We start from the raw sequence: 23,124 nt of genomic DNA on the forward strand, positions 1-23,124 counted from the left end.
GACCAACTCGCCGACCAACTCACCGCCCGGCACCGCGACCTGCTCACCGCCGACAACGACGTCGCGCTCCTCCGCGCCCGACTCGCCCTCGCCCCGGTGCACGACAGCACCGCCCGCCGATCCCTCGCCTGCGCCCTCGGGCTCCACGCACCCGACCCGGAGAAACCCCGTGCCTGACAACGACCCCATCGAAGAGCTCGCAGACGTCCTCTACCGCTCGCTCAGCGCCATCCACCCCTTCGCCGAGATCTACTTCGCCGAACAGACGGAAGGCCTCCAGAACGCCGTACGTGCCCTCCTCGACCAGGCCGCCGCCCAGCAGTGGATCCAGACCCAACTCGACCAGACCGCCCTCAAGGCCGCGGACTTCCGCAACGGCATGGCCATGGAACTCGAGCCCGCCCGCGAACTCGTCGCCCACTGGGTCGGCGCCGCCCGCACCATGCTCGGCGACGCCCCCAACTACACCGAGACCCCCATCCAGATGGAGGTCAAGGTCGCCGAGTCCCCGGAGCGGTACGCGTTCGTCCTGCAGCGCATCGCCCCCGGAGCGCTCACCCCGCACCAGGCACGGCAGAAGGCCGAGGCTGCCCTCAATCGCGTACGCGCTCTCCACCAGCCCCTCGAACACGCAGGGCTCGTCCTCTGCGCCCACTGCTCCGGCTGGAACGGCATGTGGCTCTTCAACGGCGCCCGGAACTACCCCTGCGACACCCTTACCGCCCTCACCGAGCCCTCGGAGCCCCCCAGTGCCTGATACCGCCCTCGCCTCCCCCGAGCAGCACGCGCGGACTCACCCGCCCACGGTGGTGGGCATCGACCCCTCCCTCACCGGAACCGGGATCGCCTCCAGCAACGGATGGTGCGACGTCATCGGCTACAAGCGGGCCCGAGCCAAGGACCCTGGCATCACCCAACTCCCGCACACCGAACGCCTCAAGGCGATGCGCCAGCTCGTCGACCAGGTCCTAGAGCAGATCGGCACCCCCAACCTCGCCGTCCTCGAACTCCCCGCCGTCTCCCGCAGCGGAGGAGGAGCCCACGAACGCGGCTGGTTCTGGTGGCAGCTCTACGGACGCCTGCGCGACCGAGACGTGCCCATCGGACTCCTCACCCCCAACGCCCGCGCCCTCTACGCCACCGGCAAAGGCAACGCCCCCAAGAACCTCGTCGTCGACAACATCGCCCGCCGCTTCCCCGACTGGGCCACCGACGGCAACGACAACGCCGCCGACGCCGTCGCGTTGATGGCCGCCGGCCGCGACTGGCTCGGCCACCCCATCACCAACCTCCCCAAGACCCATCGCGCCGCCCTCGACAAAGCCACCTGGCCCACCCTTCCCGGAGACCCGAAATGACCACCCGCAGCACTAACGGAACCAGCCGCCCCATAACATCTGCCGCCGCTCTGCGGGCCGAGCCGCTCGTCAAGACCTGGCGGGACCGCGCGGAGTGCCGCAGCCGTCCCCTGTCCTGGTGGGACGGCGACCGGCCGTACACGGACGAGCGGGCTCGCACGGTGTGCCGGTCCTGCCCGGTCCTCGCCGAGTGCCTCGGGGAGCGGATGCGGGACGAGGGGACGAACACGTGGTCGCGGTGGGGGGTGGCCGGTGGCCTGCGCGGGCCGGAGCGTACGGAGCTCATGCTCGACGAGCGGGAGCACGGCGCGTACGACGCGGAGGAGGCGCGGCTGCTCGCTCTGGAGGCGGTCGCGGAGCGCCGCCCCGTCGCGGAGGTCGCGCCGGGCGCTGTGAGTGTGTCCACGGTGCGTCTGGCGGCCCGGCTGGCGGGCGAGTTGGTGGAGACGCGGAAGCCGTCTCCGGCGCCGGTCCGGCCGGGTGGGCGCGTGGTGGCGCGGGCCTTCGCCCGGTCGGAGGAGATTCTGCGCCTGCGCGGCGCGGGCCTGACGCTGCAGGAGATCGCCAACCAGGTCGGGATCGGCCGGCACTCGGTGGGCAAGGTGGTGCGCGCACACGAGGCGATGGTCACCGAGGCGGGCGTCGAGCTGGGGGTGGCGGCATGAGCAGGCCCATCCCGGAGCACGGCAACCCGAACCGGTATGCGTACGGCTGCCGTTGCGCGCCGTGCACGCGTGCTGCGTCCCGAGCGGACGCACTACGGCGACTCGACCGGATGGCGGGCCGGCCGCGGCAGATCCCTGCGGGCCAGGCCGCGGACCATGTTCGGGCCCTTCTGGGGCGCGGGCTGACGGTCACGCAGATCGGCCGGGAGAGCGGGCTGCAGCCGTCCACGATCCGGCGCCTGGTGAACGGGCAGACCACGATCCTCGCGGTGAACGCGGCGAAGGTCCTCGCGGTGCCGCTGGACGTGCGGCCCTCCCTCGGGGACGTGCCCGCTGTCGGGGCGATACGCCGAGTTCGTGCCCTGTACGCGCTGGGACACCTGAACCACGTGATTGCCGCGGAGGCGGGGATCTCGCGGGACGCGGTGTGCCACCTGGCCGCCGGGGACTGGGCGACGTTGAAGGTCGGTGCGGACGACGGGGTTCGGGCCGCGTACGACCGGCTGTCGATGACCACGGGTACGTCGTGGAAGACGCGCCGTCTGGCCGAGCGGAAAGGGTGGGCCCCGCCGTTGGCGTGGGACGACGACTCGATCGACGATCCGGACGCACTGCCACAGACGGACGCCGTACGGCCCGTCGTGTCCGAAGGCGAGCGGCTCGTCGAACGGTGGCTGATGGGCGAGTCCGTGATCCTCGGCGCCGACGAGCGCAGGGAAGCCCTGGTCCATCTCTTCGAGTGGACGGCGCTGTCTGCGCAGGAGATCGGGGCGCGCCTCGACATGAGCGGGATGGCGGCCTCGAGGGCGTGGGAGCGGCACAAGGCGCGGGCCCGGTCGGAGGGCCGGCCGGTGCCGTGGCGGCGTCGAAGTGCGCTGCGCAGCAAGGAACTCACGAAGTACGAGATGGAGGAGGCGGCCTGATGGCTGGCGAGACAGTGGTGACGGTGGTCGGGAACCTCGTGGACGACCCGGAGCTCCGGTTCACCCCGGGAGGGGCGGCGGTGGCGAAGTTCCGCATCGCGTCCACACCGCGTACGTACAACAAGACCACGCAGGCGTGGGAGGACGGCGAGAGCCTGTTCCTGCCCTGCTCGGTGTGGCGTCAGGCCGCGGAGCACGTCGCGGAGTCCCTCGCCAAGGGCATGCGGGTCATCGTGCAGGGTCGGTTGAAGCAGCGGTCGTACGAGGACCGGGAGGGCGTGAAGCGCACCGTGTTCGAGCTGGAGGTCGACGAGGTCGGCCCGTCGCTGAAGTCGGCGACGGCGCGGGTGACGAAGGCCGGCGGGGCCGGGCACCGTGCGGCGCTCGCGGAGGCCCGGCAGGCGGCGGGTCAGCGTGGCGTGGAGGACCCGTGGGGTTCGTCGCCTGCGGGCGGTGGGGGAAGGGCCTGGAAGGACGACGAGGCGCCGTTCTGAACGGGGCGCTTGTGTGCGGGTGTTGAGGGCCTGTCCCCGGGTGGGGCGGGCCCTTTTCTCAACCCTGGCTAAGGTGTTGTAATGCCACATCTTAAAAGGTAGGGTGGACACACCGCCCCACCACTCCACCCACCACGGGGGACCACATGCTGTGCGACTGCGGATCCCAGCCCGGCGACATCGACGCCGACCACGAACCCAACTGCCTGCACCTGCAGGGCACTTCGGACGACGACCCGTCCGCCGACTACTACCACTAGACCCGCGGGCCGCCCTGAACTCCCTTCCCGGGGCGGCCCGCGCCGAAGGGGATCCGCATGGCCCTCATCGACGACATCGAGTTCTACGGCTCCCGCGTCGACGCCGGAGACATCGACTGCCAGGACGCAGCCGCACAGCTCGCCGCGGCCAACAACGGCGGCCTCACCCACCTCGGCGCGCTCCACGCGATCGACAACTGGCACGGACACCGCGACCGCATGCAGTCCTTGGCAGCCGACCTCGTCGACACGCTCCGCGCGGTCGAGAACGGCCGACCCGTCCCCGAGCACGTACAGCGCCACAACCGCGAACGCGCCCTGGGCATGATCCGTCGCCACCTCCGGCCCGACGCCGACGCTAGCCCGAGAGGAGCAAGATGAACCCTTCGACCGCCGACCCGAAGGCCTGGGCCGCCCGCGTCTGGCGCCAGCACCAACCCAATCCGCTCGACCGCACCCTCATCGACTGGATCACCAGCACCGCCGCCGATGGCCGGCCCCTCCACACCGCCCGCGTCGACCATCCCGACGCCGTGCAGCTCCTCCACCGCGCCGCCGATCGCTTCGACCGGTCCCGACTCGACGCGATCACGCAGGAGAGCCCGCGCCTCGACCTCCACGCCCCCGGCGGAGTCGCCCTCGTATGGCTCCTCAACGGCGAGTGGATCGAACTGTGGGCTCCCGAACCGGTCGTACCCGCCCACGAAGGAGACTCCCGGATGACCGACACCGCCGCCGCCCTGATCGCCGTGAAGGAAGCCACCGTCCGAGCCTGGTACCAGTTCGCCGGAGAGCGCCGGCGGACGGCCATCGTCCCCGACTGGCGGGTCGGACGGACCGACGACGGAACGCCGAGCCTGTCCTGCGAAGTCGTCGGCCGTGACGCCGCCGAGCTGCTGCACCAGTTCGCGGACCAGAGCCCGCTCCGCCTCGACCACCCCGGCGACCTGCGCCCCACGTTCGACTACAGCACCCCTGGCCGTACGGCCTGCGTGTGGCGGTGGAACGGCGTGTGGGTCGAACTGTGGCACCCCGACACCGCTTCGACGCCTGTCGTCGAGCAGCGCCCCGAGCGGCGGCTCCTGCGTCGACCCTCCGGCCGGCTCCCGTTCCGCCGCCGCCTCAACACCACGAAGGAGACCGCCGCATGACCAACACCGACGAGATTCCGACCACCGCGCAGAACCTGCTCACCGACCTGGGGGAGGAGTACACGCGGGCCGTGTCGTCGCCGCTCCCGAAGCAGCCGCAGGCCATGGGCTGGCAGATGATCGCCGCGACCCGCACCGCCGGATTCACCCGCGCCCTGCACGCCCTGCGCGAGGTAGCCCCCGAGCGGGCCGACGAGATCGCGGCCTGGTTCGACGGCCCGTTCGGCGAGGGCCCCGAGCTGCCCGAGCACACCGACTGGCTGATCACCCATGTCGCCGCGTCCCGGGCCCAGTTCGACCAGTGGGTGGACGCGGGACACCGTGCGGCCGTCGACGCGCAGCAGGCCGCGCTGCCGGAGGCCTCCGCATGAGCGCCCGCCTGACAGCGGAGCGCGCGGCGGAGATCCGCGAGCGCCTGAACTCCGAGCACCGAACGGCGGGAGAACTCACCGACGTCGTCGAAGAGCTGCTCGCCGAACTGGCCCTGATCCGCGGCGAACGGGACTGCCTCGCCACGGCCGTCGTCTTCGCGAACCAGTGGACGGACGCGGCACCGACCGGGCTCCGGGAGGGGATCGCGCAGATCCTCACGACGATGCCCGGAGACGACATTGAGACCGATCTGAAGGGGCAGAGCACAACGTGAGCATCCGGAACGTCTACCTGGACTGCGAGTTCCTCGCGGCCGACCCGTCCCTGCGAGGCCTGGTCTCCATCGGCCTCACCGACGACCACGGCGTCGACTTCTACGCCGTGCACCAGGACTTCGATGTCGCCGCGCTCCTGGACAGCGAGTGGATGGTCGACAACGTGTGGCCGTCCCTGCCCACCGTGCACGCCCCCGGCGCCCTTCAGGCCCTCAACCTGCTCCACGAGGACGTCCTCACCGCGGACGAGATCCGCACTGGTGTCGCCGACTACTTCGCCGACACCGACGCCACCGAGACCCACCTCTACGCGTACTACGGCGGCCAGGACATCTGCCGCCTGCACTCCCTGTGGGACAACAACTGGGCAGTGATGCCCGACGAGATCCCGCGCTGGTTCAACGAGCTCGAGATGCTCCGCGTACAGGCCGGCGGGCCGGACATGCCCGAGCAGGAGTCCGGGCTGCACAACGCCCTCGAGGACGCCCGCCACAACCGACGCATGCACCGCTTCCTCCGCGAGCAGCAGCAGGAAATGGCCCAGCTCGTACGGGACTTGACGATTCCCGAGCCGTGCCGCCTCGACGAGGGCTGCCAGGAGCACTTCTGGTTCACCGACGACCGGCCCTGCCCGCACGGTCGCGCCCACGCCCTCTTCCCCGACACCAAGGAGCAGTGACCCGTGCCCGACACCTTCATGTTCACCACGGGCGACCCCGCCGTGGCCGTGGTCGCGCAGCGCACTGCGACGCCCGGCCTGATCGTGCACGCCACTCCGGTCGGAGACGGGTGGAGGCTCGCGCACCGGGGGACGGGGTACGCGCTCGGTCAGTTCGACAGGTATACGCCCGCCCTGGCAGCTGCGCGGTCCCTGTTCGGGGTGGCCGACTGGACGGCAGGCCCGGAGACCCTCCAGAAGGAGACGGTGATCTGGAAGGTCATCGACGCGATCGAGGGCGCGGGCGGACAGTTCCTGTCGCTCCGGGGCGGACTCGGGGAGCAGGTCGCGGCGAAGCGCTCCAGGTACCTGGCAGCACAGGGGAGCATCGCGTGACCGCCCCCGTGCAGCCGGCCCCGGCCACGAACTGGCCCGTGACCGCCGCCCATCCCGTCCGGGCCTATCCCCGGACCCTCGCCGTCGAGCCGCGCACGTTCCTCACCGCCCGCGAGAAGGCGACCCTCATCCTGGCCGCGAACGGCAACACGAACCGGGCCATCGGCAAGGCCATGGGCATCGGCGAGGAGACCGTGAAGACCCGCATGCAGGCCATCCTGCGGAAGCTCCGCGTGAACGACCGCGCCCAGGCCGTCGCCGTCGCCCTGCGGCTCGAGCTGATCGACCTGGACGACGTGGTCGTCCCGCACGGCGCGAACGCCGGATACCTCACCACCGACTGATCGAAGTCGCGAGAACCTGCAGGTCGCACCCGTACCGACTGGTAGCGGCCTGCCCGGGCAACAACCCACCACCGCAACCGCCTTGGGAGAGCCATGCCTGAAACCGTGGCCGCCACGCCACCCGTTCCGGTCCTCGACCGCGTCACCGCCTACCAGCCGCTCCTCGACCAGCACGGATGGGCCAGCACCCTCACGCACACCGCGACCCGCGCCCGCCTCGAGGCCGTACACGCCGATGGGGCGGCCGTGATGGTCACCGCCGGATCGGCCGGGCGCACCAGGTCCGGCACCCGGCCCCACTTGTACGTGCTGCGGGCCCCGGACCGTCGAGGCCTGCAGCAGTGGCGGGGCGTCACCGAGCACGCGTTCACCGTGTTCGTCGAGACGCGAAGGCCCGTGCCCAGCAGCCGCATCCACTCGAAGTGCCGGTGCCGTACCCACGACGGCCGGCCGAAGCTGCGGTACGCGACCGAGCAGCGGGCCCGGGCCGTGCTCGTGGAAGCGCAGATACAGCGGGTCCTGCGCTCCCAGGCACGCCGCGCCGAGCGCCGGGCGTACCGGTGCCCGGACGACGACCGCGTCTGGCACCTGTCCTCGCGGCCGCAGTGGACCCCGCGCGCGGGCGAGTCCCCGCTGTGGGCCGACAGCCCCAACTCCCGTACACGCACGGCCTGATGACCTGCTCCGGGGCCGTACGCGACGGCCCCGGAGCAGTGACCGAAGCGACCCAACATCCGACATGACGAGAGGACCCCAGTGTTCAGCACCCCAGCGCGCCCGGCCGCCGGCCGTTCCGCGGCCGTAGAGGCGGCCCGGATACGGCGAGCAGCACGCCGCGGACCTGTACGACGGATCCTGTCCTGGCTCGGCGTCACCGCCCACACCCGCCGAGCTGACGCGCACGCCGCCCGGTGGGACATCGGCGCCGCCGGGGAACAAGCAACTGCCGTACTCCTGCGGCCACTTCAGGCCGCCGGCTGGCACGTCCTCCCCGACCGGGCGTTACCCGGCTCGAAGGCGAACCTCGACGACGTCCTCGTCTCCCCGGACGGGCAGATGGTGGTCGTGCTGGAGACGAAGCGGTGGCACGCCCAGCGGCACACCCGCGCGGTCCGGGGGCGGCTGCACTGCGGGGACGAGGACCGGCACGCCCAGGCCGAGAAGGTCGCCCGGTACTGCGCCGCGGTGGCCCGCGCTCTGGGGCTGCCGGCGGAGCGGGTGCAGCCGCTGATGGTGGTGCACGGCTCCCCGGTCGCCGGGGGCGCGGTCACCGTGAACGCGGGCGGACGGCCAGTGCACGTGCTGGCCCCTGGGTGGCTGGTGTCCACGCTCAGCGCCGCCGTACGGGTCCGGGACCCGCAGGCCGCAGCCCAGTTGGCCGCCCAGGTCGCACAGGTGCTGCCCTCGTACGGGCAGCGCTGCTGAACGAACCTGGTGCAGGCGCTGCGCAGCAAGCCGGGCAGCACGTGGAGCGAGTCCGAGTCTTGATCGGCTAGGCGCTCCGCGGCTTCCTCGCCGTCTTCTTCCCAGTGGTCGTCTTCTTGGCCGCGGTCTTCTTGGCCGCGGCCTTCTTCTTCGTCCCCACGCTCGCCGTCCCGGCCCGGGTGCCCGGCCCACCGCGGGCTGCCTGCGCCTTCTGTACGGACTGCTCGAGCGCGGCCATCAGGTCCACCACCTGCCCGGCCGGCGCCTCCTCTGCGGCGGCCCGCGGCGGCTTCGCCCCGGCCTGCTTCGCGGCGACGACCTCCTCGAGGGCCTGGGTGTACCGGTCGACCGCCCACTCCGCGCCCTCGATGCCCTCCTCGCGGGTCATGGCGTCGATCAGCACCACGGCCTCGTCGATCTCAGTGTCGGACACGTCGACAGCGGCGGGGGCGACCTCGGCGGAGTCGCGGATTTCATCAGGCCAGCGCATCGAATGAAGGGCGATCACCCCGCTCGTCACCCGGAGCAGGCCTAGGCGTTCGCGCCCACGCCACGCAAATTTGGCGACGGCGGCTTTGGAGCTGCGCTCGAGCGCCCGCTTCAGCAGGACATACGGCTTCTCGGCGACCTGGCCGCCCGGCACGAGGTAGTAGCCCTCGCCGATACGGAGGGCGTCGATCGACTCGTACGGCACGAACGCGACGATCTCAATGGCCCTCGCGGTCGGGAGGGGCAGCTGCTCCAGCTCCGCGTCGGAGATCGCGACGACCGTGTCCTTGGAGACCTCGTACCCCTTGCCGATCTCCGTCGTGGACACCTCTCGGTCCTCGAGCTCGCAGACCTTGCGGGTACGGACGCGGGCCATGTCTGCGCGGTGGTACTGGTGGAACCGCACGCTGTGGTCTTCGGTGGCGGCGACCACCGAGATCGGGATCGTGACCAAGCCGAACGAAATTGCTCCGCTCCACACCGGCCTACCAGGCATGACGCACCTCCGCGACAGCCCCGAGCACTGCCAGCCTATGGCCAGTCCGGGCATCGAGCAGCACGTCAGGGCTATCCGGCCTCCACGTACGCGATCAAGATCAAGGTTCCGAGGGCGGTCGGCACGTACACCACGCGCACGACACCATCGCGGTGCTCGCGGATCGACCCGTTCTTCGACGGGACGCCGATCTTCGGGTTCGCGGCGATCGTGTCCAGCACGGGCTCGAGACGGTCGAGCTCGGCGGGGCTCATGTTCTCGACCTGCTCGCGGGCGACGTCGTGGAAGACGATCTGCGCCGGGCGCCCGGGGGAGCGACGGCCCACTACGCGGCGGGCTCGGTGCGGGCGGGCCGGCCGATACTCAGCCGCAGGTCTTCCCAGTCAGTGCACTGCTCGAGGTCGACGCCCTCGGCGGCGATCCGCTCGAGGACGTAGGCGACGCCGGGGTCGGTGAGCGCGAGGTCGCGGGCGTCGGCGCGCAGGTCGTGCTGCTCGTCGGGGTCGAAGACGAGGTGCGCCATGTGGTCCTCCCGCGGTCGGCGTACAGCTCACCACGGTATCGGCACGGCGGCGGCTCTGTCAGCCGGAGGGAGGCGGCTGCGGACGCTGACGCTTGGTGCGCGAACGCTGGGCTGGATCACCGGAGTTGAGCGCGAGGCCTACCGGGTCATGGCCAGCGGCACGCGGAGCCAGTGCGCGCGGCCTGCGAGGATGACCGGCTCAATGTCGCGGACCGACGCCATGGGGCCAGTCACGACCACCACGCTTGTGGTGACCTTCTGCGGGTTGCCGCGCTTGCGTCCTCGCGCTGCGACGTCCGTTCGCCACTGGTCGGAGGTGGGGGCGGTCCCGTCGTAGAAGACCCGCCCGCCCGGGAAATGGATCACCAGCTCGTCGGTGCGGGTGTCGAGGCGGGCCCGCCATTCGTCCTGGACGCCGGGCGGGAACTCGACCGGGGCGAGCCGCTGGGCGCCGCTGGCCGTCACGCTCAGCTCGACGGAGTCGGCCGCGCGCAGCTCGCCGGAGGCGGCGTCGACGTACGACACCGTCTCCGGCTGCAGGAACACGATGACCGGGACACCGGCCAGGTGCGCGGTCTGCGCCTGGAGCCGCGTGATCGGGGGACTCGCCGAGACACCGCTCGTCTCGGCGGGCTCGGTAATTCGGCGCTCGTCGCTCATGGATCCGACCCTAACTTCGAGTGCTGACACACAGACCCGGGGTGCCTTCCCTGCCCTGGGCCCGGGTCACGCATTCCCGCCGTACACGCTGGCGAGCGCCTCACGGATCATGTCGACGTACTCCTGACGGACGACGAGCCAGTAACGCACGTCCCGGTCCCGCGGGTTGGACTTCAGCAGGCCGGGGTCCTGCGGGCGCCGAGCGATGACCACCTGGTCCTCACCGTCGTCGGCGATCAGGTCGGCGAGCATCGCGTGGATCGCCTCATGCGCCTCACGGCGGTCGAGCCCATGGGCCTCCTCGACCTCGTCCAGGAGGTCGTAGGAGCTGATGGCCCGGCCGGTGATGTCGTCGCAGATCTCCGGCTGGCTGTCGCGGTAGCGGGCGGCGAGCTGGTAGACCCGCTTGTCGCTGATGCCGAGGACCGTCGCCGCTTCCTGGGCGCCGTGCTTGAGCGCGAGGTCGTGGGCGATCCGGGCGCGGCGGGCGGCGGCCGCGGCCTTGGCGTCGTCGATGATGGCGCCGGCCTGGTCGTACTGCTCGCGCGGGGCCAGATGGTTGTGGGCGGTCCAGTCGAGCGTCATCACGGTCATCAGTAGTTGCCCTTCAGGGAGTCGATGTACGACGACGCCTCGCTCTTCGACAGCTCCTCGATACCGGCACGGTCGGTCGGGCCGTAGAAGAAGCCGCCGCCTTCGCCCGAGAACGCGCGCTGGTCGAGGAGCTGCAGGATGTAGTCGACCTGGCGCGGGGTGGCCAGCTCGCCCTTGTTGCGGCGGAGCTCGCCGAGCTGCTCCTCACGGGCCTCACGCGCGGCGGCCTCTGCGGCCTCGATGGCGTCCTTCTCGGCCTTGGCAGCGATGCGCTTGTCCGCGCCCCCCGCGTGACGGTTGGCCAGCGAAATGAGGACGTCGAGCCAGGTGGTTCCCTCGGGCCAGTTCCCGCTGACCTCCTGGCCTTCGTCCCAGGTGTGCCGCATGTCCTGAGGGTCGTCTTCGGTGCTCCCGGCGACCTCCCAGTAGTACCCGGACTTCATGTTCCGGGAGGAGTAGCTCTTCCGCTCGAGCTTGAAGCCGGCAGGGGTGGACTCGAGGAACTTCAGGTGGATCTCGGCCAGTTCACGGTTCAGGAAGGTCAGGCCGTGGATGCGGTGGTCCTTCTCTGCGCCGTAGCCGGCGGGGGTGCCGTCGGTGCGGACGACGGTCCAGATAGTGCGCTGGACGCCGTACTGCTCCTTGACGCCTTCTTCGAGGCGGTATTTGGGCTGCTCGGTCATGCGTGCCTTCCTCTGTCCGATGGTGATGCGGCGGGCGAGGGAGGCGCTGTCGATGATCCAGCGGCCGGCCTGCTTGATGGCGGCGATGACGCCGCGGCGGCACCAGGTGCGGATGGTGTCGGCGGTGACGTGGGCTTCAAGGGCTGCGGCGGTGGTGTTCATCGAGGGCCTCCCCTAGGCGACAACCCGATTCAACCCTAGGATTGAAGTTGAGTCAAGCCTAGGGTTGAAAGTAGGGTCGGGGTGCCCGACACCTGCACGCCGAGCTACTCCTTGTACGCGAGGCCGCCGAGTGCGTTCTGGGTGCGCTGCAGCGCCTCATACAGGCTCCGGGCGGCGAACTGAGCGTCGGACAGGCCCTCCAGCGCGGCGGAGACCCGCTCGTCGGTCAGCCCGTTGTCCGCCTTCACGTGGCCGGCGGAGTGCAGGTCGGCGATCAGGTTGTTGGTCTGCTCGAGGGCCTGGGGCAGCATCATCGCCGCCATGCTCAAGCCGCCCACGACGTCGTACGCGTGGCTGGGGTACTCCCAGTCGGGGCCGCTGCTGCGGGTCTGGTGGTTGAACGTGCGGATCGCCTCGGCGGCCGTATCGGCGCTGTGCGCAGGGGAGTTGAAGTCGTTCATGCCCGGCATCCTGCCAGGCCCGCACACGTGGCCCTGCGCCCTTCAGGGGCGCTCGTACGGGGCGCTGTCAGTGCCGTCGGCGAGGATGGGCCGTATGACGATCACGATGACGAACTGGATGCTGACGTGGACCGGCCCCGACGGGAAACGGCGGCTCTCCGCGGTCAGCTACGACAAGCCGAGCGCGGAGCACCGGCGGCGCCGTCTGGAAGACGAGGGCTGCACGGACATCGACATCATCGAGACGAAGCCCGGCGTGCTGCCCGACATCACGCCGTAGGGCATGGGCACGAGAGGGGCCCGGAGCCAGCGCGCGTATGCGCCCCAGCTCCGGGCCCCTTCTCGTGTGTGCGGCCGTGGTCTACCAGACGGAGTCCTGTACCGCCGCGGAGAGCGTCACGTGCTCGGGGACGGGCTCCGGCAGCGGCTCGGCGGGCACGGTGATCCGCCACACCGAGTCCGCGCGGGTCTCGGGCGCCGGCGCCGAGCCGGTGGCGGTGAGGGCGGTGACGGCGGCCGCGGCGGCCAGGCTCACGGCGGCGGCGATCCGCAACAGCGGGCGACGATGGGTCACGACAGGGTCCTTCCGGTCTCACGAGGCTGTGAGTGGAGTATCGGGGCATTCCCGGCTGTTGGTCCCCATGATTCGAAAAGGCGGCCTGCTGCGAACCCCACCAGGGTGGGGAGGACGCCTTGCGTCGGAGGGGAGCCGGGAACTGCCCCGCAGGTAAAATCTGACGTATCCGACAGCGCCACAAAATCGAACGGCCTGTCGTCTTGATGCCTGGCGCGGATACGCCAACACGCTGCGGTCCGCGAGGCGTTGAACCTTTACGGGGGATCGGTGGAAGAGAGCACCACGAGTGCATCCCCGGCCGTGGGCCGGGCCCTGCCTGAGCAGCGACTTTCGGCGGCTGCGGCCGACCTGCACGCGCGGATCGCGAAGGGCGACCACCCCGGCGCCGGGGACGAGCAGGCCGTCGCCGAGCTGCAGGCCTGGGGGATGCTGTCCCGGCCGCGCCAGTCCGGCGCGCCGATGGTGGCGATGCCGCCGGTCGAGGCCGCGTGGAACGTCGCACAGGACGCGCTGCTGCACCTGCAGCACCAGATTCAGCAGCTCGTCGAACTCCCGGGCACGGTGCAGCGGCTGGAGCTGCAGTACGCCCAGTCCCGGTTCCGGGCCGGAGCCGGGTCGGAGTTCATCGCGGACCGGGACGAGGTGAACGAGCGGATCGGCGCGATCCTCGACGGCGCGCAGACCGAGCTGCTCGGCGCGCACCCGCAGGGGCCGCGGACCCGCGCGCAGATGGAGATCGGCGTGCCGAGGGACACGGCCGCGCTCGAGCGGGGCGTGAAGTACCGGACGCTGTATCAGGACGCGGTCCGGGACGATCCGGTGACGTGCGAGTGGGCGTCGACGATGGCGCCGCGCGGCGTGCACTTCCGGACGCTGGCGGACCCGTTCGAGCGGTGCATCATCGTCGACCGGCGGATCGCGGTGATCTCGAACTATGTGGTGGAGGACGCGCCCGCGCACGCGGCGTGGATCATCACCGACCGGGCGATGGTCGCGTTCGCGGTGCACGCCTTCGAGCAGCAGTGGCGGCGCGCGGCCCCGTGGCACGGTGAGCGGCGTGTCCGTACGGTGCCGATGCCCGGGGCGCGGGGCACCCTGTCGCGGGTGCAGCGGGCGATCCTGCGGGCCCTGGCGGAGGGCGACTCCCAGGAGAGCGTCGCCCGCGCGATGCAGATGTCGAAGCGGACGCTGCAGCGCGAGCTGGACGCGATCCGCACGCTGTGGGCGCTGCCGCAGGCGACCGTGGCGCAGTTGACGTACCGGTGGGCGCTCTCCCCGGAACGCTCCGAGGCCGTGCTGCCCGTGGAGCCCGCGGCCTAGCATCGACCGCGATGCCTGAGTCCCCGCCGTCGATGCCGCTCGTCCTTCTCCTCCTGCCGGACGGGCAGGAGGTCAGGGCGCGCCTGTACGCCCGGCAGGAGACCACGCAAGGCTGGCGGTACCAGGTCGGCGTGCCCCTCTATCGCAACATCGACGAGCAGGGGAACGTCGAGCCCGCCGACTACCTGGTGTGGGTCACCCCCGGCGTCCACGCCCAGCCGATCGACGGGCAGAACTACACCGAGGTGCCCACCATTCCGCTGCAGCAGGAGGCGCCGGCTGAGCCACACATGCCGTGGGCGTGGGTCGTCGAGCGGCAGAAGACAGACCGCGGCGTGATGCTCGTGGTGCACCTGTACGACTGCCCCAAGGCACCCACCGGCGGGGAGGAGCTGAACCTCGACCAGGCGCTGAACGCCCTTGAGCGGGATGGCTCCCGTGCGTGCACCGAGTGCGACGCGGCCGCCGTGCTGCTGCGGTTCTTCGGCGACCGCCCGGACACTGACTTCGGCGCGTAGATCGCAATCCCGCCAGCCCGGCTGGGCGCGACCCCACGGGGTTTCCGAGACCGACCGCCAACGGCATGATCGGTGGATGGACGACGCCAACTCCCCACGCCCACAGTCGGATTACGTCCTCTTCGAGGAGGTGACGGTGCGCAGCTTGCCAAAGCCGAGGCCGTTCCGCGAGGACGCGTGTATGCCTGCCGGTATTGGATGGGCGCGCCGCTGGATCCGCCAGATCAGGCCGCGCCGCGGCAGCCGGACCTGCTGCTGGTACCACCGAGGTGACTGGCACGAGGTCAACGCCATGGCGCGGAAGGTCCTGCAGCGGGCCCGAGCCGCCGACGTGGAGCCGAAGGACATGGAGACGTTTGCCCGGGAGCATGCTGCAGCGTCAGGTGCCGACGCGTGGCAGACCAAGGCGCTGGCCACGCTCTTCAATGTCGACGACGCGATCGTGGCTGACGGGGAGGGCTACGTGAACGGCCAACACCGGGCCCAGGCGATGCTGGACGCGGGCGTGCGGACCACCATCGTGCTGCAGGTGGTCCAGCCGTCCAGGCCGGGTCAGTAGTCCTCGCCGAAGGCCGCCGCGGCCGCCTCGTACGCGGTACGGCGCTGCTCGGTGGCAGCCACGTCCCCGAGGACGACGGCCCGCTCCCAGTACCGGCCCGCCTCCGTAGCGTCCGGGTGGCGGGGAACGTCAGCGATCGCGGGCATGAGGGCCGCCACGCCGGCGACGGTGTCCAGGGCGGCCGCCCGGAGCCGCTCCCACAGCGCCCGCTCGTCCGGGTCGTCGGAGGTCGCCGCGCGCAGCAGCAGCGCCCGCTCCTCGCGGCCCTTGTCCTCGGTGGGGGAGGCCTTCAGTGCGGCGTACGCGGCACGGCGGAGGGTGCCGGTGACGCCCTCGTCGTTCGGGGCGCCCAGCGGGATCTGCCCGGCGGCGTTCGCTGCGAGGCCGGCGTCTTGGAGGTGGGCGTGGAGCGCGCCCGCGATGAGGACGACGACCAGGTCCCGGTCCCGGCCGAGCAGCGTGAGCGTCTGGTCCTCGGTGAGCCGCTGCTGCTGCTCCAACTCCCGTACACGGACGCGGATCAGGAGGCTTCCCCAGACCAGGCAGTGCTCCCACTCGGTCTCAGGCCGCCTCTGCGTGCTGGGTTCGGCGGTGTCGGGCACCGTGGTCCTCCCGGGTTAGGGCTTCTGGCCGAGAGGGACTTCGGCCAGGACGTCCCACACGATTTCACTTCGGGTGTGCCACTCCGAGACCAGGGTCAGCGTGTGAACGGGCAGCGTGACCGGCTCGCCGGGCAGGTCGGACAACATGACCTTGAGGGCGCCTCGGTCGGCGAGGTGGGCGTCAGCCCCGGCGTACGCGTGGGACAGGTGCGGGTACGACACGGTGGGGATGAAGGGCCACCGGTCACCGACGACCGCCTGCTGCGCCTGCCTCGTCATCTCCCACAACTCCCGGTGTGGCGCCCCCGGGTAGCCAGTGGATTCGATCGCGACGTTGCCGATGGCGGGCCTCGACAGCGTCAGCTCGTACGGGGAGATGCCGGCGGCCGACTTCGCCACGGCTTCGACGAGCTGGGCGATCTCATCGGCGCTCGCCGTGTCCTGTGGTCCCATGTGGAGGACGGTGATGTGCATCCACTCCGGCCGCACGGGGTGCAGTCCGGGCTGCTCCGCGAGTGCCCGGTACGGCTGGTAGAGCCTCGTCTGGGCGGTCTCCCGGTCAGGGATGACCAGCCAGTGCAGATCGCGGCGCCCTGCCGGCCACGCGTGCGTGCGCTGCTCGACACGGGCGAAGAAGTTGTCCACGGCCACCCCCCGGTACGACGATCAAATGCGGTCACCGTACGCGCTCGCGTGCTGGCTGGGCTATGCGGCCGACGAGCGCCGTGACAGTGTGGACTGCAGATGAGAAGGGGGAGCGCTATGGCGTCTCAGCAACACAAGGGCCGACGGTATTGGTTCGCCGTGGTGCATTGTCTCGCGTTGTGGGGGTTGTACATGACGGTCGCCCCGTTCCTGGGCCTTCAGGATGAACAGTGGGTCGGGTGCGTGCTCGGCGTGGCCGGTGCCGTGGTGGGTAACGTGATCTGGGAGCGCTGGCAGCAGCCCGATACGGCGGGCCGGGCGAACTCCAGCCATGACGCACGGAGTTCAGGCCGCTGAGGGGCTCCTACGTCAGAGAACAGCCGTGGCGATCTGGACGGCCGTGGCCAGGACGAGGAGAGCGACACCCGCCCGCAGCAGGTCCACCGCGATCTGGATCCGGCTGTACTTCCGGGCTGCGAGGACGGCGAACACGTGCAGCTGCTCGACGAGATGGTCCTCGCGGATCTGCTCGCGGAGCTGCTCGGGCGTGAGTGTCGCCCACAGCGGCCAGCCGTGCCCGCCGCGCGTGTTCGGCCGTACGACGAGCAGCAGCACGTACAGGGCGCCCACGATCGCGATCGTGCCGAGCCCGCCGATGATCTGCGCTGCGAGCGGTAACTCGAAGTCCTTCACGACGCCGCCGACGACGGCGAGCCCGGCGCCGGCGAGGGCGAGGAGCATGCTGGCTTTCGTGTCGCAGCGTGCGATGTCGGCCTGGGTGGAGGCGAGCGCCTGCTTCAGGACCTCGGTGTCGTCCGTGGTGGTCGCGGCTCGGGTGCTGGTCGTCATGGGGTCTCCAGTTCGGCGTGGTCACTTGGCGGGGGCGCAGGTGGGGCAGAGGTCGACGAGTCGCCCGTCCCGACGGCGTCGTGTCCACCCGTCGGCTCTGCCGTCCGCCCGCACTTCTCGCGGGGTCCTTGAGGTGAATCGGGCTCGGACGGCAGCGGACTCCGGGCACTCCTGGGCCGCGTCAGGCCCGTCGCAGAAGACCTCAACTGCAAGGCGGTGAACGCTCATTGAGCTGCCCCGGACGCATGGTGCGCCTGCCGGGCGGTCTCCGCGTCGGCGCGGTCGGCGGGCGCTGGGAAGACAGCCAACACCGCGTCGGTGAGGCGGTGGTAGCGCTCGATGACGTCACTCGGCAGGCTGCTCACGCCGGGCCCCCACTTCAGGCCGTCCTCACGAGCCAGTGCCTCGGCGATACGGACGCGGAGGTCGGCCTGCTCGCCGTTCGGGCCAGCCAGCGCTTCGCGGAGGGCGGCGGTGCGGTCGGCTTCCAGCTCGAGCCAGTACGGCTCACCGTCCGGCCCGGACAGCATGACGGTGGTGGAGTCGTCGTCGCCCCACATCACGTCGTCCAGGCCCCAGCGGAGTTGGGTCGGCTCGACAGAGGAGTCCGCCGGGTGCGGGTCGGTCGTATAGAGGTGGGTCTCGGGCATGGTGCTCCTCAGGTGAGGCCCTCGCGGCCGAAGGGGCGGGGGTTCGGGGTGGTCGGCTGAGGGACGATGACGGCGTTGTCGGGGAGCCGGTCGCGGAATCGGGCAGGGATGTCGCCCTGGGACATGACGTCGTTGGAGGTGATCTCGCGGCCGTCGTGGAAGTGGAAGGTGAACTGCTGGCCGTAGAAGCCGAGCAGCCCGGGCCGGGTGACGGGGTCGTGAGGCCTGATCGCGTAGTGGTGGCCGTTGACGCGGGCGACCGGGTACGTCTCTCCTCGACGGAGGTCTCGACACTGGTCGCCGTCGAGGTGCATGGCGACCTTCTCCAGCCAGAACCTGCAGTAGTGGCAGGTCTCGTCGGTGCAGCACAGGTTGGTGGGCATGGGCGGGCTCCTCGCGGGACGGTCTTCAGGGTGGCCCGGATCGGATAGCGCGATGCCCCGGCCCGAAGGCCAGGGCATCTGCGTGGGCTAGGCGGTCGCCTGGGACTGGGACGTGATGTCGAAGACGAGGCCGAGGTCGTCGACGTCCACGACCGTGCCGCAGTCCATGCACTCGTACTCGCGGTGGCCCTGGTGAGCCAGCGCAGCCAGCTTGTCTGCCATCTCTTCGCCGCAGCAGTCCGGAACGTCGTCGCCGATCTCCATGCCGGTGAAGAGTTCTATGTCGAGGATGGTGGGTTCCATGAGGTTCTCCTGTCGGTAGTCGGGGCTGTCCCTTGGCGAAGGCCTACGGTGCGTGTCGCGCGAGTGGTGTTAGGCGTCGAGCTGGGGAGCGGTGACGACCGGGTGCGGTTCAAGGGCGATCCAGTCGCAGCCGCCGTACAGGCGCAGGGAGCCGTCGTTGTCGTGCTGGGCGTCGCCGATGGAGAAGCGGTCGTGCAGCTCCTGCGCTTCGGTGACGAATGCGCCGCGCGCCAGGTCGCGGTCGAGGTAGACACCGACGATGTCGCCGCCCTCGTGCATCTCGCCTTTGGAGAGGATCCAGACGACCGGGTTCGCGAACTGGGCCTGCGAGGTGGCGAGTTCGAGGTTCGGCACGGGAGGCTCCTTCGAGAGGCGGTGTACTCACCGTACCATTAAGATGTTGTATTGCAACACCTTGAACTCACTCTTCGAAGGCCGTCCTTCATCAGGTGGTTCGTAGGTGGCGGATAGAAGGCGCGCTCAACTACCAGCGGGAGGCACGGTCACCGCCAGGTACGCCCGGGTACCGCCGTCGCGCGCGGGCCGGTACGCCACCGGGCCGGCTGCCGAACCCGCAGACGCAAGGAGCGCCTCGACCAGGCGCCGAACATCGTCGTCGTGCCCGATGAGCCGCAGCTCGACGGGACTGCCGGAAACGGGCGAGCTCGATGCCTGGGCGGAGTGCCGGGCGGGGCTGCGTCGGGACGTCAAGGGATCCTCCATCACAGGTGCGTACGGCTGTTCAGCCCCAGCTCAGGGACTTCGTGTTGACGTTGATGGTGTTGGAGTCGTCCGGGTAGTTGGTGAGCCCGAGCGCCCAGCGCGTGGTCAGATACTCAAGCCGATGTCGCTTTCGGTGGTAGGTGCCGGCTGCACTGCGTACGAATGCCGCCACGGCCGGGCTGTACTCTCCGCGCGACGTGTACGCGCCGGGCGGATACGTGCCCTTCGGGACGAGCCGTGGATCGTTGAGAAGGCGGACAAGCGCGTCGTGCCACACCCTGAACTGCTCGGCGTGATCCCGCAGTGCCTGCACGATGACCCGCTCGCGCGTCTCCGCGTCCTCGCCGCTGGGCTCGAAGATGTCCACGGGATCGGTGATCGTGAAGGCATCTTTCGGCGCCTCCACGTAGTAGTCGCGCAGCGCACGGAGCTCCTCGTCGGTGAACGGCGGCTTGTGGTACTGGCACAGGCTGAGCTCGGTCGCCATCTCGGGAGGCATGTCCACAGTCACGGCATCTCCTTCATGCTGATCGGAGCTAGGCGGGAGGCGATCCACGTGGGCAGCGGCGCCAGGGGCACGTCGTGGGTGATGCGGTACGGAATGCCGCCGACGACCGAGCCGGGCCCGATGAGGTAGCCGCCGCTGCGCCGCCCCGGCCCGCGTACGTCGATCCCCGGCCCGAGCGCGGTAGTTCCGCCGGAGCTGCTGGTGATGGTGCAGTCGCCCGGTACGCGGTAGTACAGGTGCTGCCCGCCGGACGGAGTGGACACGGCGAACGTCGCGGGCCAGGGTTCGCCGAGCCGGGCGGCGAGCTCGTCGAGAACCTGCTGCCCGCCGCCGTGGGCGCCGACGTCCAGGTCGAGGCCGACCATGCTGGACTGCCGGCAGGCGACGCCGACGTTCGCGTCGTCGGGCCACAACTCCCGTACCTGCTGGGGAGTGGTGAGGCAGCGCGACCTCCACGGCCCGTCGGGTGTGCGGCCTCCTGCGGGGAGCGGGAACACGGCGAGCCCGCGGTGGGTGAGGTCGGCCGCGGCGAGGGCTGTCACGCGTTCACCGCCACCCGCTCGTCCTCCTCCTCGTCCTCTTCGTCGCAGAAGCAGTCCCCGTACGGGTTGTCGCGACCGCCGGCACCGCACTCACAGGCGTAGGGGTCGTCGTCCTCGTCCCAGTCGCCGGTGGCCGCGCGCGCCTCCTCGTGCCGCCAGCCGGGGCAGTCGTACTCGCAGCCGCAGCCCTTGGCGCACTCCGGGCACGCCATGCCGCCGACCCAGCCGCAGTCCTCGCACATGACCTGGTTGAGCGGGTCGTTGCGGCGAGCCTCCAGAACGGCGACTGCCTCTCGGTACGTGTTCACGTCCGCGTAGGTGTTGAGCAAGTCGCACAAGTCCTCGCAGTCGTCGGACTCAAGGAGCGCGATGGCGTCGGTGTGCTTCACGCCGTACAGGTCCTTGATGTTGGCGAGGGCCTTCTTCCGCGCGTGGCTCTTCGGCAACTCAAGCTCGTTTCCGCGGCTGCGGTGATCCCAGACTCACCGGCCGCACAGAGCGAGGCCAAATGAGGGTGCTGCACAAGGAGTGGGGGAGGCTCGGCGCGGGGCACCTGCGGGGCGGTCCGGTCTGGGCCGGGCACCCTCGGGCCTCGAGCCGGGCCCACGACCCGATGGCCGCACTCGTACGGTAGCGCACCCCTACGACAGCGGGGGAACTGAACACGATGCCGAGCGGTTCCGGTCACAGACCGGGGTCGATTGCGTCGAGGTGTTCGTCGAGGTCGGCGAGGCCGCTGGCGTCCAACGTGGCCTGGTCGGCTGCCCATTCGGTGTTGTCGCGCCGGTACACGCGCTCGACCTCCTCGGGCGTCGTGCCGGTCAACCTGGCCACGTCGGCGAGGTCGTCGGGGTCGAGGCCTTCGGTACGCGCCTGGTGCCCGGTGAGGTCGAGGAAGGCCTCGGAGACGGGCTCGAGGGCGTTCTCCTCGATCCAGCGGGTGAAGCCGCTGACGAACTGGCGGGGCGCCTCCGGCTCGAGGTGGAAGCCGTCGCGGTCCTGGAATTCGGTCATGGTGAGCTCCTTCAGCGTGGCGGGCTGGTCGGCTGGGCGAAGCTAGCGGTTGCTGTCCCCCGTATCGTCAATCCTGGTGATCTAACAGGGGGTTGATGCATGAGCGTGGTGCACTTCGTGGTTCCGGCCGGGGTGGACGACCCGGCGAGGGTGTCCGGAGGGAACGTCTACGACCTGGAGGTCACGGCCGAGCTCCGGGACGCCGGCTGGGACGTCAACCTCGTACGCGCGGACGGGGGCTGGCCGCACCCGGATGTGGCTGCCCTCAGCGGTCTCACCGAGGCGCTGTCGGCACTCGACGACGGGGCTGTTGTGCTGCTGGACGGATTGATCGGGTCCGCAGCTCCCGATGTACTGGAGGCGGAGTCCGAACGGCTGCGCCTGGTCGTGCTCGTCCACCTCCCGCTGCGAGACGAGACGGGCCTTCCCTCCGAGGTGGCGGCCGCGCTCGACGAGGGCGAAGGGCGGGCAATGCGCAGTGCGGCCGCGGTGGTCACGGTCGCCGAGTCGACCGCGCAGCGCCTCTCCGCCGAGCACGGGCTTCCGCTCGATGCGGTGCACGTCGCCGAGCCCGGCGCCCGGATCGCCGATGCCGCCCACGGCTCACCGGACGGGGCCTCGGAGCTGTTGTGCGTCGCCTCGATCACGCCCCGCAAGGGCCCCCTGGTCCTGGTCGAGGCGCTCGGCGAGCTTGCCGAACTTCCGGGCTGGCGCTGCCGGTTCGTCGGGCCGTACGGGGAGGCGGCGTACGTCGCGCAGGTCCGGGCCGCGATCGAGGCTCACGGGCTCGCCGAGCGGATCACCCTTGTCGGGCCGCTCGCGGGCGCCGAGCTGGCGGCCGCGTACGCGGGCGCCGACGTGACCCTGTTGGCCTCGGATGCGGAGAACAACCCGTTGGTCGTGCACGAGGCGCACGTGTGCGGCCTGCCCGTGATCGCCTCCGACCTGCCCGGCGTCCGCGAGGCCATGGGCGTCACCCCCGCCGCCCGGTACGGGATCCCCGGCATGCTCGTGCCCGTCGGCGACGTCCCCGCGTGGACACACGCCCTGTACGCCTGGCTCACCCGCGCGGACCTCCGCTCCGGGCTCCGCACGGATGCCCGCCACCGCCGCGCCCGCCTGCCCTACTGGAAGGAGCCCGCCGCCACGATCGCTGCGGCTCTCCGGGGCGAGAAGGCCGCTCACCCGACCTGGCCCACCGTCTTCACCATGCCGTACCCCTGGCCGCCAGCCTGAGGAACGAGCCGCCCCCCCCCACGAGATGACTCGGCCCGCACCTCTTGGCGGGCGAACTTCCATGTGCAGCAGGGGCGTTGGGAGGATGGTCGTTCACGCCTGCGGCAGGCCGGGGAGGGGAAACGCGTGGACTTCGCGTTCGTGTGTGGCTGGTGCGATTCGGACGTCACTGTGTGGGGCGAGCCGGTTGCCTCGTGGTGGACGGACAAGTACGAACTCCCGGACGAGTGGGAGTGCTTCTACTGCGAGGGCGTCAACGTCACCCCGCCCCCGCCCTGGACGCCGGCCGACTGACAGAGGTACGCC

40 protein-coding genes are annotated in these 23,124 nt (G+C 70.7%); 21 read left to right on the forward strand and 19 right to left on the reverse strand.

Annotation, left to right across the window (positions count from 1 at the left end; all coding sequences use genetic code 11):
• Positions 1–169: 169 nt before the first annotated feature.
• The 14 genes from ACIDOF_RS34280 to ACIDOF_RS34345 all read left to right on the forward strand — a co-directional run bounded on the left by ACIDOF_RS34280 (position 170) and on the right by ACIDOF_RS34345 (position 8,321).
• Positions 170–757, forward strand: coding sequence for a hypothetical protein (locus ACIDOF_RS34280; protein WP_409010124.1), 588 nt, complete (start codon positions 170–172; stop codon positions 755–757).
• Positions 750–1,358 (forward strand): hypothetical protein, encoded by a 609-nt coding sequence (locus ACIDOF_RS34285; RefSeq protein ID WP_409010125.1) that lies wholly within the window; start codon positions 750–752, stop codon positions 1,356–1,358. Before ACIDOF_RS34280 ends, ACIDOF_RS34285 begins: the two co-directional genes overlap by 8 nt.
• The gene (locus tag ACIDOF_RS34290; RefSeq protein ID WP_409010126.1) at positions 1,355–2,023 is read left to right on the forward strand and encodes a WhiB family transcriptional regulator; all 669 of its coding nucleotides are present in this window, start codon (positions 1,355–1,357) and stop codon (positions 2,021–2,023) included. Before ACIDOF_RS34285 ends, ACIDOF_RS34290 begins: the two co-directional genes overlap by 4 nt.
• Positions 2,020–2,946, forward strand: a complete 927-nt coding sequence (locus tag ACIDOF_RS34295; protein ID WP_409010127.1) for a helix-turn-helix domain-containing protein — start codon at positions 2,020–2,022, stop codon at positions 2,944–2,946. Before ACIDOF_RS34290 ends, ACIDOF_RS34295 begins: the two co-directional genes overlap by 4 nt.
• Positions 2,946–3,440 (forward strand): single-stranded DNA-binding protein, encoded by a 495-nt coding sequence (locus ACIDOF_RS34300; protein ID WP_409010128.1) that lies wholly within the window; start codon positions 2,946–2,948, stop codon positions 3,438–3,440. The genes ACIDOF_RS34295 and ACIDOF_RS34300 overlap by 1 nt, the downstream gene beginning before the upstream one ends.
• A 317-nt stretch (positions 3,441–3,757) precedes the next feature.
• Complete coding sequence (locus ACIDOF_RS34305) at positions 3,758–4,081, forward strand: hypothetical protein (protein WP_409010129.1); 324 nt, start codon at positions 3,758–3,760, stop codon at positions 4,079–4,081.
• Entirely contained in the window at positions 4,078–4,851 is a 774-nt protein-coding gene (locus ACIDOF_RS34310; RefSeq protein ID WP_409010130.1) for a hypothetical protein, read from the forward strand. Before ACIDOF_RS34305 ends, ACIDOF_RS34310 begins: the two co-directional genes overlap by 4 nt.
• Positions 4,848–5,222: a hypothetical protein gene (locus ACIDOF_RS34315; RefSeq protein ID WP_409010131.1), complete on the forward strand. Its 375-nt coding sequence runs from the start codon at positions 4,848–4,850 to the stop codon at positions 5,220–5,222. Before ACIDOF_RS34310 ends, ACIDOF_RS34315 begins: the two co-directional genes overlap by 4 nt.
• Positions 5,219–5,497 (forward strand): hypothetical protein, encoded by a 279-nt coding sequence (locus ACIDOF_RS34320; protein WP_409010132.1) that lies wholly within the window; start codon positions 5,219–5,221, stop codon positions 5,495–5,497. Before ACIDOF_RS34315 ends, ACIDOF_RS34320 begins: the two co-directional genes overlap by 4 nt.
• Positions 5,494–6,177, forward strand: coding sequence for a hypothetical protein (locus tag ACIDOF_RS34325; RefSeq protein WP_409010133.1), 684 nt, complete (start codon positions 5,494–5,496; stop codon positions 6,175–6,177). The genes ACIDOF_RS34320 and ACIDOF_RS34325 overlap by 4 nt, the downstream gene beginning before the upstream one ends.
• 3 nt (positions 6,178–6,180) lie before the next feature.
• On the forward strand, positions 6,181–6,552 hold the full coding sequence (locus ACIDOF_RS34330; RefSeq protein WP_409010134.1) for a hypothetical protein: 372 nt from the start codon (positions 6,181–6,183) through the stop codon (positions 6,550–6,552).
• Positions 6,549–6,896 carry a response regulator transcription factor gene (locus ACIDOF_RS34335; protein ID WP_409010135.1) on the forward strand — a complete coding sequence of 116 codons (348 nt, stop codon included), beginning with the start codon at positions 6,549–6,551 and terminating at the stop codon, positions 6,894–6,896. Before ACIDOF_RS34330 ends, ACIDOF_RS34335 begins: the two co-directional genes overlap by 4 nt.
• Before the next feature lie 93 nt (positions 6,897–6,989).
• The gene (locus tag ACIDOF_RS34340; protein WP_409010136.1) at positions 6,990–7,571 is read left to right on the forward strand and encodes a hypothetical protein; all 582 of its coding nucleotides are present in this window, start codon (positions 6,990–6,992) and stop codon (positions 7,569–7,571) included.
• Between the two features lie 81 nt (positions 7,572–7,652).
• A complete protein-coding gene (locus ACIDOF_RS34345; RefSeq protein WP_409010137.1) occupies positions 7,653–8,321 on the forward strand; it encodes a nuclease-related domain-containing protein in 669 nt (222 codons plus the stop codon).
• Positions 8,322–8,388: 67 nt separating this feature from the next.
• On the opposite strand, the gene ACIDOF_RS34350 is transcribed toward ACIDOF_RS34345, so the two are convergent.
• The 7 genes from ACIDOF_RS34350 to ACIDOF_RS34380 all read right to left on the reverse strand — a co-directional run bounded on the left by ACIDOF_RS34350 (position 8,389) and on the right by ACIDOF_RS34380 (position 12,389).
• Entirely contained in the window at positions 8,389–9,306 is a 918-nt protein-coding gene (locus tag ACIDOF_RS34350) for a Ku protein (RefSeq protein ID WP_409010138.1), read from the reverse strand.
• 71 nt (positions 9,307–9,377) lie between these two features.
• Positions 9,378–9,632 (reverse strand): hypothetical protein, encoded by a 255-nt coding sequence (locus ACIDOF_RS34355; RefSeq protein ID WP_409010139.1) that lies wholly within the window; start codon positions 9,630–9,632, stop codon positions 9,378–9,380.
• Positions 9,632–9,829 carry a hypothetical protein gene (locus ACIDOF_RS34360; protein ID WP_409010140.1) on the reverse strand — a complete coding sequence of 66 codons (198 nt, stop codon included), beginning with the start codon at positions 9,827–9,829 and terminating at the stop codon, positions 9,632–9,634. The genes ACIDOF_RS34355 and ACIDOF_RS34360 overlap by 1 nt, the downstream gene beginning before the upstream one ends.
• Positions 9,830–9,967: 138 nt before the next feature.
• Positions 9,968–10,489 (reverse strand): hypothetical protein, encoded by a 522-nt coding sequence (locus ACIDOF_RS34365; protein ID WP_409010141.1) that lies wholly within the window; start codon positions 10,487–10,489, stop codon positions 9,968–9,970.
• Between the two features lie 66 nt (positions 10,490–10,555).
• Positions 10,556–11,083, reverse strand: coding sequence for a hypothetical protein (locus ACIDOF_RS34370; protein WP_409010142.1), 528 nt, complete (start codon positions 11,081–11,083; stop codon positions 10,556–10,558).
• Complete coding sequence (locus tag ACIDOF_RS34375) at positions 11,083–11,928, reverse strand: hypothetical protein (RefSeq protein ID WP_409010143.1); 846 nt, start codon at positions 11,926–11,928, stop codon at positions 11,083–11,085. Before ACIDOF_RS34375 ends, ACIDOF_RS34370 begins: the two co-directional genes overlap by 1 nt.
• A gap of 104 nt (positions 11,929–12,032) precedes the next feature.
• Complete coding sequence (locus tag ACIDOF_RS34380) at positions 12,033–12,389, reverse strand: hypothetical protein (RefSeq protein WP_409010144.1); 357 nt, start codon at positions 12,387–12,389, stop codon at positions 12,033–12,035.
• A 94-nt stretch (positions 12,390–12,483) separates the two neighbouring features.
• On the opposite strand from ACIDOF_RS34380, the gene ACIDOF_RS34385 reads away from it, so the two are divergent.
• Positions 12,484–12,669, forward strand: coding sequence for a hypothetical protein (locus ACIDOF_RS34385; protein WP_409010145.1), 186 nt, complete (start codon positions 12,484–12,486; stop codon positions 12,667–12,669).
• An 81-nt stretch (positions 12,670–12,750) separates the two neighbouring features.
• Here ACIDOF_RS34385 and ACIDOF_RS34390 read toward each other — a convergent pair whose 3' ends face one another.
• Positions 12,751–12,963 carry a hypothetical protein gene (locus ACIDOF_RS34390; protein WP_409010146.1) on the reverse strand — a complete coding sequence of 71 codons (213 nt, stop codon included), beginning with the start codon at positions 12,961–12,963 and terminating at the stop codon, positions 12,751–12,753.
• Between the two features lie 270 nt (positions 12,964–13,233).
• On the opposite strand from ACIDOF_RS34390, the gene ACIDOF_RS34395 reads away from it, so the two are divergent.
• The 3 genes from ACIDOF_RS34395 (at position 13,234) to ACIDOF_RS34405 (ending at position 15,363) form a co-directional block, all read left to right on the forward strand.
• Positions 13,234–14,286 (forward strand): hypothetical protein, encoded by a 1,053-nt coding sequence (locus tag ACIDOF_RS34395; RefSeq protein WP_409010147.1) that lies wholly within the window; start codon positions 13,234–13,236, stop codon positions 14,284–14,286.
• Positions 14,287–14,297: 11 nt separating this feature from the next.
• Positions 14,298–14,804 (forward strand): DUF6233 domain-containing protein, encoded by a 507-nt coding sequence (locus tag ACIDOF_RS34400; RefSeq protein ID WP_409010148.1) that lies wholly within the window; start codon positions 14,298–14,300, stop codon positions 14,802–14,804.
• 76 nt (positions 14,805–14,880) lie between these two features.
• On the forward strand, positions 14,881–15,363 hold the full coding sequence (locus ACIDOF_RS34405; protein ID WP_409010149.1) for a hypothetical protein: 483 nt from the start codon (positions 14,881–14,883) through the stop codon (positions 15,361–15,363).
• Here ACIDOF_RS34405 and ACIDOF_RS34410 read toward each other — a convergent pair.
• Both ACIDOF_RS34410 and ACIDOF_RS34415 read right to left on the reverse strand, forming a co-directional pair.
• A complete protein-coding gene (locus tag ACIDOF_RS34410) occupies positions 15,357–15,965 on the reverse strand; it encodes a hypothetical protein (protein WP_409010150.1) in 609 nt (202 codons plus the stop codon). The two genes, ACIDOF_RS34405 and ACIDOF_RS34410, sit on opposite strands and share 7 nt — an antisense overlap.
• A 15-nt stretch (positions 15,966–15,980) precedes the next feature.
• The gene (locus ACIDOF_RS34415; RefSeq protein WP_409010151.1) at positions 15,981–16,610 is read right to left on the reverse strand and encodes a 2'-5' RNA ligase family protein; all 630 of its coding nucleotides are present in this window, start codon (positions 16,608–16,610) and stop codon (positions 15,981–15,983) included.
• Between the two features lie 117 nt (positions 16,611–16,727).
• Between ACIDOF_RS34415 and ACIDOF_RS34420 the strand changes: the two genes are divergently transcribed.
• Complete coding sequence (locus ACIDOF_RS34420; protein ID WP_409010152.1) at positions 16,728–16,967, forward strand: hypothetical protein; 240 nt, start codon at positions 16,728–16,730, stop codon at positions 16,965–16,967.
• Positions 16,968–16,979: 12 nt separating this feature from the next.
• Here ACIDOF_RS34420 and ACIDOF_RS34425 read toward each other — a convergent pair whose 3' ends face one another.
• From ACIDOF_RS34425 to ACIDOF_RS34465, 9 genes are all read right to left on the reverse strand, one after another.
• Positions 16,980–17,459, reverse strand: coding sequence for a Pycsar system effector family protein (locus ACIDOF_RS34425; RefSeq protein WP_409010153.1), 480 nt, complete (start codon positions 17,457–17,459; stop codon positions 16,980–16,982).
• Between the two features lie 224 nt (positions 17,460–17,683).
• A complete protein-coding gene (locus ACIDOF_RS34430) occupies positions 17,684–18,109 on the reverse strand; it encodes a hypothetical protein (RefSeq protein ID WP_409010154.1) in 426 nt (141 codons plus the stop codon).
• A gap of 8 nt (positions 18,110–18,117) precedes the next feature.
• A complete protein-coding gene (locus ACIDOF_RS34435; RefSeq protein WP_409010155.1) occupies positions 18,118–18,492 on the reverse strand; it encodes a hypothetical protein in 375 nt (124 codons plus the stop codon).
• 87 nt (positions 18,493–18,579) lie between these two features.
• The gene (locus ACIDOF_RS34440; protein ID WP_409010156.1) at positions 18,580–18,795 is read right to left on the reverse strand and encodes a hypothetical protein; all 216 of its coding nucleotides are present in this window, start codon (positions 18,793–18,795) and stop codon (positions 18,580–18,582) included.
• Between the two features lie 69 nt (positions 18,796–18,864).
• Complete coding sequence (locus tag ACIDOF_RS34445) at positions 18,865–19,149, reverse strand: hypothetical protein (RefSeq protein WP_409010157.1); 285 nt, start codon at positions 19,147–19,149, stop codon at positions 18,865–18,867.
• A gap of 388 nt (positions 19,150–19,537) precedes the next feature.
• A complete protein-coding gene (locus ACIDOF_RS34450) occupies positions 19,538–20,029 on the reverse strand; it encodes a hypothetical protein (RefSeq protein WP_409010158.1) in 492 nt (163 codons plus the stop codon).
• Positions 20,026–20,568 carry a bifunctional DNA primase/polymerase gene (locus ACIDOF_RS34455; RefSeq protein ID WP_409010159.1) on the reverse strand — a complete coding sequence of 181 codons (543 nt, stop codon included), beginning with the start codon at positions 20,566–20,568 and terminating at the stop codon, positions 20,026–20,028. Before ACIDOF_RS34455 ends, ACIDOF_RS34450 begins: the two co-directional genes overlap by 4 nt.
• Positions 20,565–21,014, reverse strand: coding sequence for a hypothetical protein (locus tag ACIDOF_RS34460; protein WP_409010160.1), 450 nt, complete (start codon positions 21,012–21,014; stop codon positions 20,565–20,567). Before ACIDOF_RS34460 ends, ACIDOF_RS34455 begins: the two co-directional genes overlap by 4 nt.
• Positions 21,015–21,252: 238 nt before the next feature.
• Entirely contained in the window at positions 21,253–21,582 is a 330-nt protein-coding gene (locus tag ACIDOF_RS34465) for a hypothetical protein (protein WP_409010161.1), read from the reverse strand.
• A 99-nt stretch (positions 21,583–21,681) separates the two neighbouring features.
• On the opposite strand from ACIDOF_RS34465, the gene ACIDOF_RS34470 reads away from it, so the two are divergent.
• Both ACIDOF_RS34470 and ACIDOF_RS34475 read left to right on the forward strand, forming a co-directional pair.
• Entirely contained in the window at positions 21,682–22,818 is a 1,137-nt protein-coding gene (locus ACIDOF_RS34470) for a glycosyltransferase family 4 protein (protein WP_409010162.1), read from the forward strand.
• A gap of 126 nt (positions 22,819–22,944) precedes the next feature.
• Complete coding sequence (locus ACIDOF_RS34475; RefSeq protein WP_409010163.1) at positions 22,945–23,112, forward strand: hypothetical protein; 168 nt, start codon at positions 22,945–22,947, stop codon at positions 23,110–23,112.
• Positions 23,113–23,124 lie beyond the last annotated feature (12 nt).

The organism is Streptomyces sp. Da 82-17, from assembly GCF_046098215.1.
In the GTDB taxonomy this organism is placed as follows: Bacteria; Actinomycetota; Actinomycetes; order Streptomycetales; family Streptomycetaceae; genus Streptomyces.